This is a genomic window from Azospirillum argentinense (assembly GCF_000632475.1).
GTDB classification, from domain to species: domain Bacteria; phylum Pseudomonadota; class Alphaproteobacteria; order Azospirillales; family Azospirillaceae; genus Azospirillum; species Azospirillum baldaniorum.
This window is the reverse complement of the sequence record NZ_CP007796.1, coordinates 654,921-671,703: the sequence shown is the minus strand read 5'-3', so window position 1 is coordinate 671,703 and position 16,783 is coordinate 654,921. Positions and strand designations below refer to the sequence as shown.

Sequence of the window (16,783 nt, the reverse complement as noted above, 5' to 3'; positions counted from 1 at the left end):
GGTCCCGAAGGACGGGTTTTGCGGTTGCTGGTTTATACCGTCGCGACTGCGGCGGCGCGCCCACATGGGCGCGGAAAAGCCTGCGTGGCGTTTGAACGCAATACGACACGCCAATTCATTGGCGTGTCGGTACTACAAAAAATAGCCGCCCGGATTGGCCTCGGCGGCGATGGCGCGGCGGGCGTCGTCCTGGAGGTTGCGCAGATGCGCCAGCATGGCGGCCTTGGCGGCGGCCACATCGCGCCGCTCGACCGCCTCCAGCACCGCCCGGTGCTCCGTGTCGATCTCGCCCTTGCGGTGGAAGCTGCTGGAGATGCGGAACAGACGGGCGACCACCCGCATGCGCGTGATGGTCTCGGCCAGCGTCGCGTTGCCGCTGACGCGGGCGAAGAAGCTGTGGAAATGGTTGTCGTAGAGCCAGTGCTGCATGTCGTCCTCGCCGCCGTCCAGCGATTCGAGCCCGCGCCGCAGCTCGGCGAGGTCGGCGTCGCCGACCAGCGGCACCGCCGTCTCGATGGCGTGGCACTCCAGCAGCTCGCGCATCTGCATGCATTCGAAGAACTCGCGGGCCGAGACGACGCGGACGCGGTAGCTGCGCTCGCTGGTGCGCTCCAGCAGCCCCTCGCCGACCAGCCGGACCAGCGCCTCGCGCATCGGCGTGCGCGACACGCTCAGCCGCTCGGCCAGCCGTCCCTCCGGCACCTCGGCGCCGCCGGGGATCTGGCGGCTGAGGATCAGCTCGCGCAGATGCCCGTAGGTCTGGTCGCCGAGGTTGGCGGGCCGGGGGAACAGCGGGTCGGCCGGGGGAGGGGTCATGACCGGAGCCTCACTGGCCGTCGACGATCGCGATGTTGCGGTAGGCGCGGCCGAAATGGCGCTCGATGCGGCGCTGGACGATGTCCCACAGCGAGGTCATCAGCAGATAGTAGAGGGCGGCCACCGTGAACAGCTCCAGCACCATGAAGCGCTCCTGGATGAGCAGCTGGGTGCTGCGCAGCAGCTCCTCCATCGAGATGACGGAGGTGACCGAGGTCGTCTTCAGCAGCCCGTTCACGCTGTTGCCGAGCGCCGGGATGATGATGCGGATGGCCTGCGGCAGCACGATGTAGATCATCACCTGGGCCGAGTTCAGGCCGAGCGCGCGGCCGGCGTTGCTCTGCCCGGCGGCGACGCCGAGGATGCCGCCGCGAATGATCTCGGCCAGATAGGCGGCCTCGTTCAGGATCAGGCCGATCAGCGCGGATTCCGTCACCGACAGCTTGATGCCGATCTGCGGCAGGCCGGTGTAGATGATGATGAGCTGGACCAGCAGCGGCGTGCCGCGGAACACCCAGATGTAGGCCTGCGCCGCCGCCGATACCCAGCGGTAGGGCGACAGCCGCAGCAGCGCCAGCAGGCAGCCGACCACGAGACCGCCGGCGATGCCCGCCAGCGTCAGCCACAGGGTCGTGATCGCTCCGCTGAGCAGATACCCGTTGAACAGGTAGTCGAAGAAGCCGTCCCAGTTCCAGCCGCTGGTCATTCCATCAACCTCTCGTTCTTATCCGCTGCGCGGGCGGCGGCCGGGACGAGCCCCGCCGCCGCCCGCACCCACTCACATGCCGGGGCCGTTGACCTTGAAGGCGCCGTCGTTGGGCAGCAGGCCGTACTCCTCCATCAGGGCCTTGTAGGAGCCGTCCTTCTGCATGTCGTTGAGGACGGCCACCACGGCCTCGCTCAGCGGCTTGCTCTTCATCGCCAGGGCGACGGGGGTCGGGAACAGGCCGTGCAGGGCGCGGTCGAAGTCGCCGCGCTTGCTGTATTCGGTCGCCGTCGGGTCGATGGCCACCGACGCCTCGGTCTGGCCGGCGCGCAGCGCCTGATAGGCCGTGGCGAAGTTGTCGAAGGTCTTGATCTCGATCGGCTTCAGACCCTTGGCGACAATCATCTTGTCGAGTTCGCGCAGCTTGCGCTCCTCGAAGCCGCCCAGCTCGACGCCGACCGGGCGGCCCGACAGGTCCTCCGGCTTGGTGATCTTCAGCGGGTTGCCCTTGGACACCGAGATGCTGATCGCCTGGGATTCATAGTTGATCATCGGCATCATCTTGGCCCGCTCCTCGGTCCAGAAGATGCCGGTGTTGATGAGGTCCCAGCGGCCGGCCTGGAGGCCGGGGATCATCGCCGAGAACTCGATGCGGACATATTCCGGGGTCAGGCAGAGCCGCTTGGCGATCTCGTTGCCCAGCGTGATGCGCATTCCCTTCAGCTGGCCGTTGGAGTCGACGAACTGCATCGGCGGCAGGGTCGGGTTGGTCGACATCACCAGCGTGCCGGGCTTGACCAGCTCGGAATCGGCCACCGCCGGCTTGCAGGCGGTTTGGGCAGCGGCCGGCAGCGTGAACAGGGTCAGGCCGGCGGCGATCAGCAGCGTACGAATGGTCATCGTGGTCACCTTCTCTCGTGTTCAGGCGAAGTGATCAGGCGAGGGAGTTGATCAGCCCGTAAGCCGCCAGATCGGCGCGCAGGGCCTCGGCATCGCCCGCCGGCAGCGGCAGGCGCGGCGCGCGCGGGTCGCCCACGGCCAGGCCCATCATGCCCAGCCCGGTCTTCGACGCGGCGACGTAGCGGTGGCCGCCGACCCAGCGGACGATCGGCAGCATCTTCTTGTAGAGCGCCAGCGCCTGGTCCTTGTCGTTGTGGTCGGCCACCAGCTCGAACAGCCGGGCCGAATCGCGCGGGATCAGGTTGGAGCAGACGGCGACCCAGCCCTGGGCGCCGAGCCAGAAGGATTCGTAGCCGAGGATGCCGGCGAACACCGTCATGCGGTCGCCGCACAGCTCGATGATGTCGCGGACCCGCGTCACCTCCAGCGTCGATTCCTTGATGTAGAGCACGTTGTCGATCTCGCTCAGCCGCGCGACGATCGGCGGGGTGAGGTCGACGTTGGCGGTCGCCGGGTTGTTGTAGATCATCACCGGCAGCGAGATCGCCTCGCCGATGCGGCGGTAATGCTCGAACAGCTCGTCGGGGGTGGGGGAGCTGTAATAGGGCGGGATCACCATGATCCCGTCGGCGCCCATCCGCTCCGCTTCCTTGGCGTGGGCGACGGCGTCGCGGGTCCATTCGGCGCCGGTGCCGATCAGCACCGGCACGCGGCCCGCCGACTCCTGCACGCAGATCTCGATGACCTGGGCCCGCTCCTCCGGGGTCATCGACAGGAACTCGCCGGTGCTGCCGAGCGGGATCAGCCCGTGGATGCCCTGCTCGATCTGCCAGTTCACCAGCTTCTTGAGGGCCGGAACGTCCACCGCACCACCGTCGGCGGTGAAGGGGGTGATGAGAACCGTGTAGGTGCCGCGCAATGCCGTCATGGGTTCCCCCAAGCTCCTGCCTAATTTTTGACCTTGCCTAAATACTACTCGTATACTATCTGTATACAGGAATCCAGCGCATTTTGACGCACCCTCGAAATGCCGCTTTCCACCGCAATCCGGACACAGCCGCCCGCCCATGCGCCTCGAACATCCAAGCGTCCGCCGCGACGGCGCCCTCATCGAGATCACCTACGATGGCGAGCGGATTCCCGCGCTGGCCGGGGAGACCGTGGCGGCCGCCCTGGCGGCGCACGGCGTCGCCGCCTACCGCCACACCCGCGGCGGCGGGCGGCGCGGCCTCTATTGCGGGATGGGCGCCTGTTTTGAGTGTCTGGTGACGGTGGACGGCAAGGCCAGCCAGCGCGCCTGCCTGACCAAGGTGGCCGAGGGGCAGGTCGTCCGTTCGCAGCCGCCGGCCGGCACCACCGCCGATCCGCTGGCCCCGCTGGTGCCGCCGCCGCAGGGTGCGGCACCGGAGGAGCGGACGCCCGACCTGTTGGTGCTCGGCGCCGGCCCGGCCGGTCTGGCGGCGGCGGAAGCGGCGGCGCGGCGCGGCGCCGAGGTGGTCGTGCTCGACGAGCGGCCGCAGAGCGGCGGCCAGTATTTCAAGCCGCTGGCCCCCTCGCACCACGCCGACCGACCGACCGACCGCCAGTTCCGCGCCGGCCGCGCCCTGGTCGATGCGGCGCGGCTGGCCGGCGCGACGATCGTCCAGGAGGCGACGGTGTGGGGCGCCCACGCCCCCGACGAGGTCGTTGCCGTCGTCGCCGGGCGCGAGACCGTCTACCGGCCGCGCCGGCTGGTGATCGCCAGCGGCGCCTACGAGCGGCCGGCGCCCTTCGCCGGTTGGACGCTGCCCGGCGTGATGACCACCGGGGCCGGGCAGACCCTGGCGCGCGCCTACCGGGTGGCGCCCGGCCGGCGGGTGGTGATCGCCGGCAACGGCCCGCTCAACCTGCAACTGGCCTGCGAGTTGGTGGAGGGCGGCGTCACGGTGGCCGCCGTGCTGGAAAGCGCGCCGCGCCCGTCGCCCGCCCAGTGGCGCGCCCTGTGGACGGCCGTGCGGTCGGCCCCCAGCCTGATCGGCGACGGCGCCCGCTATCTGCTGCGGCTGCGGCGCGCCGGGGTGCCGGTGCTGTGGTCGCACGGGATCGTTGCCGCTGAGGGCGCAGCGGAGGGTACGGAGCGTCTGGAGCGTGTGCGCTACGCCCCGCTCGGCGCCGACGGCGCGCCGCGGCTGGGCGAGTCCGTCACCGTTGCCGCCGACGCGCTGTGCCTGGGCTATGGCTTCATCCCCTCCACCGAGATCGCCCGCGCGCTCGGCTGCGCCCATCGGCTGGTCGACCGCCATCTCGGCTACCTCGCCACCGAGACGGCGGAGGACGGTGCCACCAGCCTGCCCGGCGTCTTCGCGGTCGGCGACGGCGTCGATCTCGGCGGGTCGAAGGTGGCGCAGGCGCGCGGAACCCTCGCCGGGATCGCCGCCGCCACCCAGCTCGGCTTCGCCGACACCGACCCGGAGCAGGCCCGGCGGGCGCGGACCGACCTGCGGCGGGCCGAAGGCTTCCAGGCCGCGCTGTGGTCGATCTATCAGGCGCCGCCGCCGCGCCTCGACGCCGTGCCGGACGAGGCGATGCTGTGCCGCTGCGAGGAGGTCACCTTCGGTCAGGTCCGCGCCGAGATCGCCGCCGGCCATGACAGCCTCGCCGCGCTGAAGCGCAACACCCGGCTCGGCATGGGCCGGTGCCAGGGCCGCTATTGCTCCGCCACCGCCGCCCTGCTGCTGGAGCAGGCCACCGGCCGGCCGCGCGCCGCCGACCAGTATCTGGCGCCGCGCCTGCCGGCCAAGCCGACCCCGGCCGGCGCCTTCGCCTTCGAGAAGCCGGAATGGGGCGGCCACCAGCGCGCCATCACCCCCAACCTCGCCCGCCCGCTGGAGGACGGCCCGCTGCCCGACCAGGAGGCCGAGATCCTGATTGTCGGCGGCGGCGTGGTCGGCGCCTGCCTCGCCTATTACCTGACCCAGGCCGGCCGCGACGTGCTGGTGGTCGAGCGCGGCGACACCAACCTGCAGGCGTCGGGGGCCAACGCCGGCAGCCTGCATGTCCAGCTGCTGTCCTTCGACTTCGGCGCCAAGGCCGAGGCGGGCGGCGGCCCGGCGGCGGCGACGCTGGCGCTCGGCCCGCGCTCCATCGCGCTGTGGCGCGACCTGGAGCGCGCCTGTGGCGCCGACTTCGAGCTGGCTGTCACCGGCGGCCTGATGGTCGCCGACAGCCCGGCCGGCATGGAGTTCCTGCGCGCCAAGGCGGCGCTGGAGCGGCGGTACGGCGTCGAGAACGCCATCATCGACGCGGCCGAACTGCGCCGCCTCGCCCCCGCCTTGTCGCACGAGCTGGTCGGCGCCGAATACGCCCCTCAGGAGGGCAAGATCAACCCGCTGCGCGCGACCTACGCCGTGCTGGAGCAGGCGCGCCGCCAGGGCGCCCGCTTCCTGCGCGGGGTCAACGTCACCGGCATCGCCGCGGCACCCGCGGTCGAGGGCGGCGGCTGGCGGGTGGAAACCCCGCGCTGCCGCATCCGCGCCAAGCAGATCATCAACGCCAGCGGCCCCTGGGCGCGCGAGACCGGGCGGCTGGTCGGCATCGACGTGCCGGTGCACAGCGCGCCCTTGCAGATGATCGTCACCGAGCCGGCGCCCAAGCTGGTCAGCCAGCTCGTCGCCCACGCCGACCGCCATCTCAGCCTGAAGCAGGCGGTCACCGGCGGGCTGATCATCGGCGGCGCCTGGACCGCCGTCTTCGACCCGGCGCGCCGCTTCAACACGGTGTCGCGCTCCAGCATTGAGGGCAACCTGTGGGTCGCCCGCCATGTGCTGCCGCAGATCGCCGGGCTGCATGTGGTGCGCGCCTGGGCGGCGATGAACATCAACATCGACGGCGCGCCGATCATCGGCCCGGTGTCCGGCCTGCCCGGCTTCTTCAACACGGTGACGTCGAACGGCTACACGCTGGCCCCGGTCGTCGCCCGCATGACCGCCGACCTGCTGCTGGACGGCCGCACCGACATCGACCCGACGCCCTTCCTGCTCGACCGGTTCCGCTGAGCGCCCCTTCCCATCCAACGCCCGGCGCCGCAGCGGCGCCGCCCATCCGCAAGAGAAGCCGCATGATCGCCATCGAGAACGTCAGCAAGCACTACGGCACCTTCCAGGTCCTGAAGAACTGCACGACCACCGTGCGGAAGGGGGAGGTCGTGGTGGTCTGCGGCCCCTCCGGCTCGGGAAAGTCGACGCTGATCAAGTGCGTCAACGGGCTGGAGCCCTTCCAGTCCGGCCGCATCCAGGTGGACGGCATCGACGTCGGCGGGCGGAGCACCAACATGACGGCGCTGCGCGCCCGCGTCGGCATGGTGTTCCAGAATTTCGAGCTGTTCCCCCACCTGACCATCATGCAGAACCTGACCCTGTCGCAGCGCAAGGTGTTGGGCCGCGCGACGGCGGAGGCCGAGGCCAAGGGCGAGGCGCTGCTGACGCGGGTCGGGCTGGGCAATCAGGCGCACAAATATCCCGGCCAGCTCTCCGGCGGTCAGCAGCAGCGCGTCGCCATCGCTCGCGCGCTGGCGATGGACCCGATCGCCATCCTGTTCGACGAGCCGACCTCGGCGCTCGACCCGGAGATGATCAACGAGGTGCTCGACGTCATGGTCGAACTGGCCAACGAGGGCATGACGATGATCTGCGTCACCCACGAGATGGGCTTCGCCCGCAAGGTCGCCCACCGGGTGATCTTCATGGACCATGGCAGCATCATCGAGGATTGCACCAAGGCCGAGTTCTTCGAAACCCAGCGCTCGGAGCGCGCCACCCAGTTCCTCGCCAAGATCCTCCAGCATTGAGAAGGGCACAGCGCCGCATCCCGCCATCCGGACGGATCGTCGAGAAGCTTTGCAGGACAACGATTCGTCTGCTTTGTTAGAGAGAAATCATCGTCAGGTGGCAGGACTTGGTATGAGCACGGACATGGACGGCCCGAAAACCGCGAGCCCGGCAACCGCCGGCGTGAATCTGGCGAGCATGGCCTACCGGACCATCCTGGAGATGATCCTCGACCGCCGCATCCCCAGCGGCGAGGTGATCGTCGAGGACCGGCTGGCCACCGCGCTCAGCATCTCGCGCACGCCGATCCGCGAGGCGCTGGTCCGGCTGGCCAGCGAGGGGCTGATCCGCAAGGAGTTCAACCGCCCCTACCGGGTGCGCGAGGTCTCCAACCGCGAATATTTCCAGAGCATGCGCCTGCGCGAGATCCTGGAGGGGGAGGCGATCGCCGCCGCCGCGTCGCGGATCGACCCGGTCCGCCTGCAGGCGGTGAAGGCCGAGATGCTGCGGCTGCGCGACGAGCCCAAGATCCGCTTCGAGGACCATTGGGCGGCCGATGAGGAACTGCACACCTTGATCGCCGAGGCGTCCGGCAACGCCGTGCTGGCGCAGATCATCCGCGACCTGCGGGTGACCACCCGCCTGTTCGAGCTGTCCGGCCTGCCGTCGCGCATCCGTCCCGACTGCGACGAGCATCTCGACGTCATCTCTGCCCTGGAGACCGGCGACCCGGCGCAGGCGCGCGCCGCCATGGAGGGGCACATCCGCAGCCTCGCCAAGGACGTGCTCGGCGAGATCGCCAAGAGCTGAGAAGCGTCAGGCCCCGTCGGCCTCGCGGAAGGCCGCGCTGAGGTCGCCGTAGAGGCGGCGGAACAGGCGGCGGCGCGGTGCCAAGGCAGCGGCCAGGGCCGGGTCCGGCTCCACGGTGTGGCGGATCTCCAGGGGTCGGCACACGGTTTCCGGGTCCTCGCCCGTCACGGCGAGGCGCGCCAGACGGGCCGCCCCGAAGGCCGGTCCGACCTCGCCCCCCGCCGGGTAGTCGAGCGGCCGGGCGAGCGCGCTGGCCAGGATGCGGCCCCACAGGGCGCTGCGCGCGCCGCCGCCGATCACCAGGAACCGCTCGACGCGCCCGCCGGCCTCTTCCAGGGCGTCCAGCCCGTCGGCGAAGGCGAAGGCCACGCCCTCCAGCACCGCGCGGGCGAGCGCCCCGCGGTCGGTGTCGTGGGTCAGGCCGAAGACGACGCCCTTGGCGTGGGGGTCGTTGTGCGGCGTGCGCTCCCCCGACAGGTAGGGCAGGAAGACCGGGGCGTTGGAGTCGCCGCCATACGCTTCGGCCTCGCGCAGCAGCGCCGCCTCGTCCGCAGCGCCGGTCAGACGGGCGGCGAAGGACAGGCAGCTCGCCGCGCTCAGCATCACCGACATCTGGTGCCAGCGGCCGGGCAGGGCGTGGCAGAAGGCGTGCACCCCGCGCTCGGGGTTGGGGGCGAAGCGGTCGCCGCTGACGAACAGCACGCCCGAGGTGCCCAGCGACAGGAAGGCGCTGCCCGGCGCCACCACCCCTACCCCCACGGCTCCGGCCGCGTTGTCCCCGGCCCCGGCCGCCACCACGGTTCCCGCCGGAACGCCCCAGTCGGCGGCAACCTCCGCCCGCAGCGCGCCGGTCGGCTGGCATCCTTCGTACAGTTTCGGCATGTGCGCCTCGCCGAGCCCCGTGGCGGCCAGCAGCTCGTCCGACCACGCGCGCCGGCCGACGTCGAGCCACAGCGTGCCGGCGGAATCCGAGAGGTCCGACGCGTGGTCGCCGGTTATGCGCAGGCGCAGCCAGTCCTTGGGCAGCAGCACCTTGGCGACCTCCTTGAACCGCTCCGGCTCGTGCGCCGCGACCCACAGCAGCTTGGGCGCGGTGAAGCCGGGCATGGCGCGGTTGCCGGCGATGGCGCGCAGGTTGGGGGCGCGGCGCTCCAGCTCCGCGCATTCGGCGCCGCTGCGCCCGTCGTTCCACAGGATGGCCGGGCGCAGCACGCGGTCGCCGTTGTCGAGCAGGGTCGCCCCGTGCATCTGCCCCGACAGCCCGATCCCCCGCACCGCCGCCATCGCGGCGGGATAAGCGGCGCGCAGGCCGGCGACGGCGCGCCCGGTGGCGGCCCACCAGTCCTCCGGGTCCTGCTCCGACCACAGCGGGTGCGGGCGGCTGACCTCCAACGGCGCGGTGGACTGGCCGACGAGGCGTTGCGCCGCGTCGACCAGCACCGCCTTGACGCCGGACGTCCCCAGGTCGATGCCGAGATACATGGACCCTCCCCCCAATCAGCCGGCAGCCTCAGACGAGGCGGTTCACCAGATTCTCCAGCATCTCCTGCCGGCCTGACCGTGGCCGGGGATCGAGACCGAGGCCGGCGTCCGCCGCGCCGGCCAGATCCAGCCCGCCGAGGAGCTTTTGCCCGAGATCGCTCTTCCAACCGGCGTAGCGCTCCGCGCGCAGGCTGCGCAGCCGGCCGTCCTCGACGAGGCGCGCCCCGGCGAGCAGCGCGCGGGCCAGCGTGTCGATGCCGCCGACATGGGCGTGCAGCAGGTCGTCCGGCTCGACGCTCTGGCGCCGGATCTTGGCGTCGAAGTTGAAGCCGCCATTGGTGAAGCCGCCGGCTTCCAGGATGCGCGCCATGGGCAGCGCCAGCTCCACATGGTCGTTGGGGAACTGGTCGGTGTCCCAACCGTTCTGCGGGTCGCCCCGGTTCATGTCGATGGAGCCGAAGACGCCCAGCGCCAGCGCCGTCGCCACCTCATGCTCGAAGCTGTGGCCGGCCAGGGTGGCGTGGTTCACCTCGATGTTGACGGCGACCTCCGTCTCCAGCCCGTAGCGCTTCAGGAAGCCGTAGACCGTCGCCACATCGTGGTCGTACTGGTGCTTGGTCGGCTCCATGGGCTTGGGCTCGATCAGGATGGTGCCGGTGAAGCCGATCTTGTGCTTGTGCTCGACCACCATCGTCAGGAAGCGGCCGAGCTGGTCCAGCTCGCGCGCCATGTCGGTGTTGAGCAGCGTGTCGTAGCCCTCGCGCCCACCCCACAGCACGTAATTGACGCCGCCCAGCCGGTGCGTCGCCTCCAGCGCGTCGCGCACCTGGGCCGCGGCGCAGGCAAAGACTTCCGGGTCGGGGTTGGTGGCCGCGCCGGCCATGTAGCGGGGGTGGGAGAACAGGTTGGCGGTGCCCCACAGCAGCTTGACGCCGCTGCGCTCGATGCAGCCCTGCAACCGCTCGGTCAGGCGGGCGAAGGTGGCCTGGGTTTCCCGCAGCGAGCCCAACTCGGGCGCCACGTCGCGGTCGTGGAAGGTGAAGAAGGGCGCGCCGAGCTTTTCGAACAGCTCGAACGCCACGTCCATCTTCGCCTCGGCCAGCGCCACCGGATCGCCGCTGCCCATCCAGGGCCGGTCCAGCGTGCCGCCACCGAAGGGATCGGAGCCGGGCCAGCAGAAGCTGTGCCAATAGCAGACGGCGACGCGCAGGTGATCGGCCATGCGCTTGCCCAGGACCATGCGGTCGGGGTCGTACCAGCGGTAGGCGAGCGGGGTGTCGCTGTCCGGCCCCTCGTAGCGGATGCGCTCGACGCCGGTGAAATAGGCTTCGGTCATGGCAAGTCCTTTCAAATCTCGACCCAGGCGGCGTCCCGGTGGCTCGATTCCACGGCGGCGTGGATGAAGCGCACGCCGCGCACGCCGTCCCGGACGGTGGGGACGAGCGCCGCCTGCTCACCGGCGGCGGCACCGCCCATGCGGGCGACGATCAGGTCGGCGGCATCGCGGTAGATCTGGGCGAAGCCCTCCAGATAGCCTTCGGGATGGCCCGACGGGATGCGCGTGGCGTGCGCCGCCGCTCCGTCCGATCCGGGGCCGCCGCGGGTGATGGTGCGCGGCGGCTCGCCGAGCGGGCTGAAGCGCAGGTGGTTCGGCTGCTCCTGGAACCACTCCAGCCCGCCCTTGTCGCCGTAGACGCGCAGGCGCAGCCCATTCTCATGGCCGGGCGCCACTTGGCTGGCCCACAGCATGCCCCGCGCGCCGTTGCCGAAGCGCAGCATCATGTGCGCGTTGTCGTCGAGCCGGCGGCCCTCCACGAAGGCCGTCAGGTCGGCGGCGAGCCGCGTGCAGCGCAGGCCGGTGACGAACTCCGCCAGCTGGAAGGCGTGGGTGCCGATGTCGCCGACGCAGCCGGCGATGCCGCTGCGCGCCGGGTCGGTCCGCCATTCCGCCTGCTTCTGCCCGCTCTCTTCCAGCCGGGTGCTCAGCCAGTCCTGCGGGTATTCGACCTGCACGACGCGGAGGACGCCGAGATCGCCGGCCGCCACCATGGCGCGGGCCTGCCGCACCATCGGGTAGCCGGTGTAGTTGTGGGTCAGCGCGAAGACGAGGCCGCTGCGCTCCACCGCCGCCGCCAGATCCTCCGCGTCCTCCACCGTGGTGGTCAGCGGCTTGTCGCAGATGACGTGGATGCCCGCCTCCAGGAACGCCTTCGCGGCGTCGTGGTGCAGGTGGTTGGGCGTGACGATGCTGACCACGTCGATGCCGTCGTCGCGCGCCGCCTCGGCCCGCGCCATCTCCGCGAAGCTGGCGTAGCAGCGCTCCGGCGGCAGGAACAGGTCGGCGCCGCTGGCTTGGCAGCGCTCCGGATCGGAGGAGAGCGCCCCCGCCCGCAGCTCGTAACGGTCGTCGATGCGCGCGGCGATGCGGTGCACCGCCCCGATGAAGGCGCCCCGCCCGCCGCCGACCATGCCCAGGCGCAGCCGGCGGTTCGGCCCGGTGGCCGTCTTCCCTTCGATGGTCATGGTTCCCTCCCGCTCAGCCGATGCCGAGCATGCGCCGGTTGGCCGAATCGTCGGTTCCGGCCCCGGCGAAGTCGTCGAAGGCCTTCTCGGTCACCCGGATGATGTGCGCGTCGATGAAGTGCGCGCCCTCGGCGGCTCCCTGCTCGGGGTGCTTCATGGCGCATTCCCATTCCAGCACCGCCCAGCCGTCGAAGCCGTACTGGGTCAGCTTGGAGAAGATGCCGCCGAAATCGACCTGCCCGTCGCCGAGCGAGCGGAAGCGCCCGGCCCGGCCGATCCAGGGCTGGTAGCCGGAATAGACGCCCTGGCGCGGCGACGGGTTGAACTCCGCGTCCTTGACGTGGAACATCTTGATCCGCTCGTGATAGACGTCGATGTAGCCGAGATAGTCGAGCTGCTGCAGCACGAAGTGGCTGGGGTCGTAGAGGATGTTGCAGCGCGGGTGATTGCCGACGCGCTCCAGGAACATCTCGAAGGTGGCTCCGTCGAACAGGTCCTCGCCGGGATGGATCTCGTAGCAAAGGTCCACCCCACCCGCGTCGAAGGCGTCGAGGATCGGCCGCCAGCGCCGCGCCAGCTCGTCGAAGGCCGTTTCGATCAGCCCCGCCGGCCGTTGCGGCCAGGGGTAGACGTAGGGCCAGGCTAGCGCGCCGGAGAAGGTGACGTGCGCCGTCAGCCCCAGGTTGGCCGAGGCCTTGGCCGCCATCAGCAGTTGGTTGACCGCCCATTCCTGGCGGGCCTTCGGGTTGCCGCGCACCTCCGGTGCGGCGAAGCCGTCGAACGCCTCGTCATAGGCCGGGTGCACGGCGACGAGCTGCCCCTGGAGATGGGTGGACAGCTCGGTGATCTGCACGCCGGCCTCGGCCAGCACGCCCTTCACCTCGTCGCAATAGCCCTTGCTCTCGGCGGCCCGGGCGAGGTCGAACAGGCGGCCGTCCCAGGACGGAATCTGCACGCCCTTGAAGCCCAGCCCGGCGGCCCAGGCGCCGATGGCCGGTAGGCTGTTGAACGGCGCCGCGTCCCCCGCGAACTGCGCGAGGAAGATCGCCGGCCCCTTGATCGTCTTCATGGCGGGTTTCTCCATGAGTGTGTTGGTGCCCCCTCCACCGCCAAAGGCGGGGGAGGGCCAGGGAGGGGGCAGAGGTTCTTAGAACGGCGAGTCCGGGTAGTAGTATTTCGCGGCGTTCTCCGGGGTCACCAGCGTCGCCTCGATGATGTATTCCTTCTGGATCGGCGCCTTCTCCACCAGATGCTTGGCGGTGATCTCCATGGCTTCGGCGATCATCGCGGGCGGGTAGAGGACGTCGGCGGGGACCAGCACGTCCTTGTCCATGACGCGCTTGATCATGTCCTTCATGCCGGCGCCGCCCAGGATGAACATCTCCTTCTCGCGGCCGGCCTGCTTGACGGCCTCGATGACGCCGAGCGCGATGTCGTCGTCCTGCGCCCACACCGCGTCGATCTTCGGGAAGCGGGACAGGAAGTCCTGCATCACCTTGAAGCCGTCATCGCGGTTCCAGTTGGCGTACTGCATCCCCAGCACCTTGATCTGGGTGCCCTCGATCTCCTTCATGAAGGCATCGACGCGCTGGTTGTCGATCACGGTCGGGATGCCGCGCAGCACCACGATGTCGCCCTTGCCGCCCATCTTCTCCTTCATGAACCGGGCGGAGACCTCGCCCATCTGCGGGTTGTTGCCGGCGACGTAGAGATCCTGGATCGACGGGTCGGTCAGGCCGCGGTCCACCACCGTGACGAACTTGCCGGCCTGCTTGACGGCGCGCACGGGGTCGGTCATCGGCGCGGATTCGAAGGGCAGGATGACCAGCGCGTCGATCCGCTGCACCGAGACCAGATCCTCCAGGTCGTTGGCCTGACGGCCGACGTCGCGGGCGGTGACGATCACCACGTCGAGGTTCGGGTACTGCTTCTCAAGCCGCTTCTCGGCCTGCTGGGCGTGCCAGTTGAGGCCGCCGGCCCAGCCGTGCGTCGCGGCGGGGATGGACACGCCCATCTTGATCTTCTGCTGCGCCCAGCTGGCGACCGGCGCCACCATCAGGCCCGCGGCCAGCGCCGCGGCCAGACCGAAACGGAACGTCATGGTCAATTCCTCCCTCTTCGTGTTTTTTCAGCGACGCGCCACGGTCCCCCGTTGCAGGAGCACTGCGACGATGATGATCACCCCCTGGATGGTGCCGTTCAGGTAGACGCTGATGGCGCCGGTCAGGTTGAGGATGTTGTCGATCAGCGTGAGCATGACGGCGCCCACCACCGTTCCCCAGATGCGGCCGTAACCGCCCTTCAGCATGGTGCCGCCGATGATGACGGCGGCGATGGCCTCCAGCTCCCACAGCAGGCCCGTGGTGGCCGAGGCCGAGCCCAGCCGCGGCACGTAGATCACCACCGCGATGGCGACGCACACGCCCTGGAGCACGAAGGCCAGCAGCTTGACCCGGTCCACGTTGATCGCCGAGTAGCGCGCCACGTCCTCGCTGGACCCGATGGCGGCGCAGTAGCGGCCGAACCGCGTGCGGTACATGATCAGCGCGCCGATCAGCGCCACCACCGCGAAGGCCAGGATCGGGTAGGAGATGCCGAAGACGCCGCCGTAATAGACGGGCCGGTAGATCGTGCGGATCTCCGAATTCAACGACAGCGTGCCGCCATCGGCGATGTAGGTGACCAGGGATCGGAAGATGCCCATGGTCCCCAGCGTGACGATGAACGCCTCCATCCTCCCTTTGGTCACCAGCAGCCCGTTGACCAGCCCCGCCGCCAGCCCGAGCCCCAGCGCCACCAGGACGCCGATCAGGATGACCGGCAGCCCGGCGCCCATGGAGCCGACCAGCGCGTTCATCACCACGATCGTCACGCCCGACGCGAAGGCGGCCAGCGAGCCGACCGACAGGTCGATCCCGCCGGCGGTGATGACGAAGGTGGCCCCCACCGCGATGATGCCGATGAAGGCGGTGCGGGTCAGCACGTTGCCGATGTTGCCGGGGCTGAGGAACACCGGGTTGACGATGGTGCCCAGCACGATCAGCGCCGCCAGCGCCAGGAACGGCCCGTAGAGTTTCAGATCGAAGCCGGAGGAGGGCTTCCGCGCGGCCTCAGGCATGACCGACGGCGTCATGCGCGTCTCCTTTTGGTGTGAAGCCTTTCAGGTCATCGACCGGGCGGCCTTTCAGGCCGGTGGCGTAGCGGACGATCTCGCCCTCCTCGACGTCGGCCCCCTCCAGGATGCCGGTCACCACGCCGGAGCGCATGACCACCACCCGGTGCGACAGCCCGATGATCTCGGGCATTTCCGAGGAGATCAAAATCACCGACCCGCCCCGATGGGCGAACTCGTGCAGGAACCGGTAGATCTGCTGCTTGGTCCCGATGTCGATGCCGCGCGTCGGCTCGTCGACGATCAGGATCTCCGGATCGACCTGCATGGTCTTGGCGAGCAGCAGCTTCTGCTGGTTGCCGCCGCTCAGGCTGCCGACCGGCACGTCCAGCGTCCGGACGCGGATGTCGAACTCCGCCACCGCGCGCTCCAGCGCCGCGGCCTCCCGCCGCTCGTCGACGAAGACCCGGCCGTAGCGGTCCAGCGCCAGCAGCGTCAGGTTCGGCTGCAAACCTTTGGCGAGCAGCAGGCCCTTGCCCTTGCGGTCCTCGGTCAGGTAGGCGATGCCGGCTGCCACCGCGTCCTCCAGGCGGCGGACGCGCAGCGGCTCCCCGTTGCGGGACAGCGTGCCGGCGGTGCGGCGGCGCAGGCCGAGCAGCCCTTCCGCCAGCTCCGTCCGTCCGGCGCCGATCAGCCCGGCGAAGCCCAAAATCTCGCCGCGGCGCAGGTCGAAGCCGGCGCCCCGCACCCAGCCGGGAACGTCGATCCCCCGCGCCTCCAGCACCACGGGCGCGTCCGGTGCCGGCGGCGTCTTGGCGGGAAACAGGTCGCTGATCGCCCGCCCGACCATCAGCTGGGCGATGCCGTCCTCCGTCAGTTCGGCGGTCGGGCGGGTGGCGATGTGATGGCCGTCGCGCAGAACGGTCACCCGGTCGGTGATGGCCCGCACCTCGTCCAGCTTGTGGGAGGTGTAGACGATCCCCACCCCCTGGGCGCGCAGCCGGCGGATCAGGCCGAACAGCACGGCGGACTCGGTGCCGGTCAGCACCGCCGTGGGCTCGTCCATGATGAGGACGCGGACCTCGCGCGACATCGCCTTGGCGATCTCGACCATCTGCCGCTCCGACACGGCGAGGTCGCGCACCCGCGCGCGGGGGTCCACCGGGCATTCCAGCTCCGCCAGGACGGCGCGTGACCGCTCGCGCATGGCGCGCTTGTCGAGGAAGGGGCCGCGCCGCAGCTCGCGCCCGAGAAAGATGTTCTCCTCGACCGTCAGGTGTTCGGCGAGGTTGAATTCCTGGTGGATCAGCACGACGCCCGCCGCCTCGGCGGCGCCGATGCCGGAAAAGCTCATCGGGCGCCCATCCACGCGCACGGCGCCCGAGGTCGGCTGGTGAAAGCCGGACAGAATCTTCATCAGCGTCGATTTGCCGGCCCCGTTCTCGCCGACCAGGGCGTGCACCTCACCGCGCTGGACGGTGAAATCCACCCCATGGAGGACCTCGACGGGCCCAAAGCTCTTCGTGACGCCGAACGCTGCCAAAAGCGGCTCGGCCATGGGGTCGCCCCCTCCCTGGATTGCGGCTTCTCATGTGGCCGCGAATTAGATAGACGGTCTAACAAATGGAA

The 16,783-nt window shown here is 70.2% G+C and carries 14 protein-coding genes; 3 read left to right on the top strand and 11 right to left on the bottom strand.

What is annotated here, in order from left to right:
* Positions 1-132: 132 nt before the first annotated feature.
* From ABAZ39_RS29180 to dapA, 4 genes are all read right to left on the bottom strand, one after another.
* On the bottom strand, positions 133-816 hold the full coding sequence (locus ABAZ39_RS29180) for a GntR family transcriptional regulator (RefSeq protein ID WP_051658697.1): 684 nt from the start codon (positions 814-816) through the stop codon (positions 133-135).
* A gap of 10 nt (positions 817-826) precedes the next feature.
* Positions 827-1,522, bottom strand: a complete 696-nt coding sequence (locus tag ABAZ39_RS29175) for an amino acid ABC transporter permease (RefSeq protein WP_040137711.1) — start codon at positions 1,520-1,522, stop codon at positions 827-829.
* Between the two features lie 72 nt (positions 1,523-1,594).
* The gene (locus ABAZ39_RS29170; RefSeq protein ID WP_040137710.1) at positions 1,595-2,422 is read right to left on the bottom strand and encodes an ABC transporter substrate-binding protein; all 828 of its coding nucleotides are present in this window, start codon (positions 2,420-2,422) and stop codon (positions 1,595-1,597) included.
* A 34-nt stretch (positions 2,423-2,456) separates the two neighbouring features.
* Entirely contained in the window at positions 2,457-3,350 is an 894-nt protein-coding gene (gene dapA / locus ABAZ39_RS29165) for a 4-hydroxy-tetrahydrodipicolinate synthase (RefSeq protein WP_040137709.1), read from the bottom strand.
* Positions 3,351-3,489: 139 nt separating this feature from the next.
* Between dapA and ABAZ39_RS29160 the strand changes: the two genes are divergently transcribed.
* From ABAZ39_RS29160 to ABAZ39_RS29150, 3 genes are all read left to right on the top strand, one after another.
* A complete protein-coding gene (locus ABAZ39_RS29160) occupies positions 3,490-6,456 on the top strand; it encodes an FAD-dependent oxidoreductase (RefSeq protein ID WP_040137708.1) in 2,967 nt (988 codons plus the stop codon).
* Positions 6,457-6,518: 62 nt separating this feature from the next.
* Positions 6,519-7,247, top strand: coding sequence for an amino acid ABC transporter ATP-binding protein (locus tag ABAZ39_RS29155; protein ID WP_040137707.1), 729 nt, complete (start codon positions 6,519-6,521; stop codon positions 7,245-7,247).
* 112 nt (positions 7,248-7,359) lie between these two features.
* On the top strand, positions 7,360-8,037 hold the full coding sequence (locus tag ABAZ39_RS29150) for a GntR family transcriptional regulator (RefSeq protein ID WP_081863413.1): 678 nt from the start codon (positions 7,360-7,362) through the stop codon (positions 8,035-8,037).
* A gap of 6 nt (positions 8,038-8,043) precedes the next feature.
* Here ABAZ39_RS29150 and xylB read toward each other — a convergent pair whose 3' ends face one another.
* The 7 genes from xylB to ABAZ39_RS29115 form a co-directional block, all read right to left on the bottom strand.
* Positions 8,044-9,519: a xylulokinase gene (gene xylB / locus ABAZ39_RS29145; protein ID WP_040137706.1), complete on the bottom strand. Its 1,476-nt coding sequence runs from the start codon at positions 9,517-9,519 to the stop codon at positions 8,044-8,046.
* A gap of 28 nt (positions 9,520-9,547) precedes the next feature.
* Positions 9,548-10,855, bottom strand: a complete 1,308-nt coding sequence (gene xylA / locus ABAZ39_RS29140) for a xylose isomerase (protein WP_040137705.1) — start codon at positions 10,853-10,855, stop codon at positions 9,548-9,550.
* An 11-nt stretch (positions 10,856-10,866) separates the two neighbouring features.
* Entirely contained in the window at positions 10,867-12,042 is a 1,176-nt protein-coding gene (locus ABAZ39_RS29135) for a Gfo/Idh/MocA family protein (RefSeq protein WP_040137704.1), read from the bottom strand.
* Between the two features lie 13 nt (positions 12,043-12,055).
* The gene (locus ABAZ39_RS29130; RefSeq protein WP_040137703.1) at positions 12,056-13,111 is read right to left on the bottom strand and encodes a sugar phosphate isomerase/epimerase family protein; all 1,056 of its coding nucleotides are present in this window, start codon (positions 13,109-13,111) and stop codon (positions 12,056-12,058) included.
* Between the two features lie 78 nt (positions 13,112-13,189).
* A complete protein-coding gene (locus ABAZ39_RS29125; protein ID WP_040137702.1) occupies positions 13,190-14,143 on the bottom strand; it encodes a substrate-binding domain-containing protein in 954 nt (317 codons plus the stop codon).
* A 27-nt stretch (positions 14,144-14,170) separates the two neighbouring features.
* Positions 14,171-15,175, bottom strand: a complete 1,005-nt coding sequence (locus ABAZ39_RS29120; protein WP_200885651.1) for an ABC transporter permease — start codon at positions 15,173-15,175, stop codon at positions 14,171-14,173.
* Positions 15,153-16,712, bottom strand: a complete 1,560-nt coding sequence (locus tag ABAZ39_RS29115; protein ID WP_051658696.1) for a sugar ABC transporter ATP-binding protein — start codon at positions 16,710-16,712, stop codon at positions 15,153-15,155. The genes ABAZ39_RS29120 and ABAZ39_RS29115 overlap by 23 nt, the downstream gene beginning before the upstream one ends.
* Positions 16,713-16,783 lie beyond the last annotated feature (71 nt).

What these genes read in the sequence shown, in the direction of transcription:
- ABAZ39_RS29180 (WP_051658697.1), bottom strand. Translation starts at nt 816, where the DNA reads ATGACCCCTCCCCCGGCCGACCCGCTGTTCCCCCGGCCCGCCAACCTC.
- ABAZ39_RS29175 (WP_040137711.1), bottom strand. Translation starts at nt 1,522, where the DNA reads ATGACCAGCGGCTGGAACTGGGACGGCTTCTTCGACTACCTGTTCAAC.
- ABAZ39_RS29170 (WP_040137710.1), bottom strand. Translation starts at nt 2,422, where the DNA reads ATGACCATTCGTACGCTGCTGATCGCCGCCGGCCTGACCCTGTTCACG.
- dapA (WP_040137709.1), bottom strand. Translation starts at nt 3,350, where the DNA reads ATGACGGCATTGCGCGGCACCTACACGGTTCTCATCACCCCCTTCACC.
- ABAZ39_RS29160 (WP_040137708.1), top strand. Translation starts at nt 3,490, where the DNA reads ATGCGCCTCGAACATCCAAGCGTCCGCCGCGACGGCGCCCTCATCGAG.
- ABAZ39_RS29155 (WP_040137707.1), top strand. Translation starts at nt 6,519, where the DNA reads ATGATCGCCATCGAGAACGTCAGCAAGCACTACGGCACCTTCCAGGTC.
- ABAZ39_RS29150 (WP_081863413.1), top strand. Translation starts at nt 7,360, where the DNA reads ATGAGCACGGACATGGACGGCCCGAAAACCGCGAGCCCGGCAACCGCC.
- xylB (WP_040137706.1), bottom strand. Translation starts at nt 9,519, where the DNA reads ATGTATCTCGGCATCGACCTGGGGACGTCCGGCGTCAAGGCGGTGCTG.
- xylA (WP_040137705.1), bottom strand. Translation starts at nt 10,855, where the DNA reads ATGACCGAAGCCTATTTCACCGGCGTCGAGCGCATCCGCTACGAGGGG.
- ABAZ39_RS29135 (WP_040137704.1), bottom strand. Translation starts at nt 12,042, where the DNA reads ATGACCATCGAAGGGAAGACGGCCACCGGGCCGAACCGCCGGCTGCGC.
- ABAZ39_RS29130 (WP_040137703.1), bottom strand. Translation starts at nt 13,111, where the DNA reads ATGAAGACGATCAAGGGGCCGGCGATCTTCCTCGCGCAGTTCGCGGGG.
- ABAZ39_RS29125 (WP_040137702.1), bottom strand. Translation starts at nt 14,143, where the DNA reads ATGACGTTCCGTTTCGGTCTGGCCGCGGCGCTGGCCGCGGGCCTGATG.
- ABAZ39_RS29120 (WP_200885651.1), bottom strand. Translation starts at nt 15,175, where the DNA reads ATGACGCCGTCGGTCATGCCTGAGGCCGCGCGGAAGCCCTCCTCCGGC.
- ABAZ39_RS29115 (WP_051658696.1), bottom strand. Translation starts at nt 16,712, where the DNA reads ATGGCCGAGCCGCTTTTGGCAGCGTTCGGCGTCACGAAGAGCTTTGGG.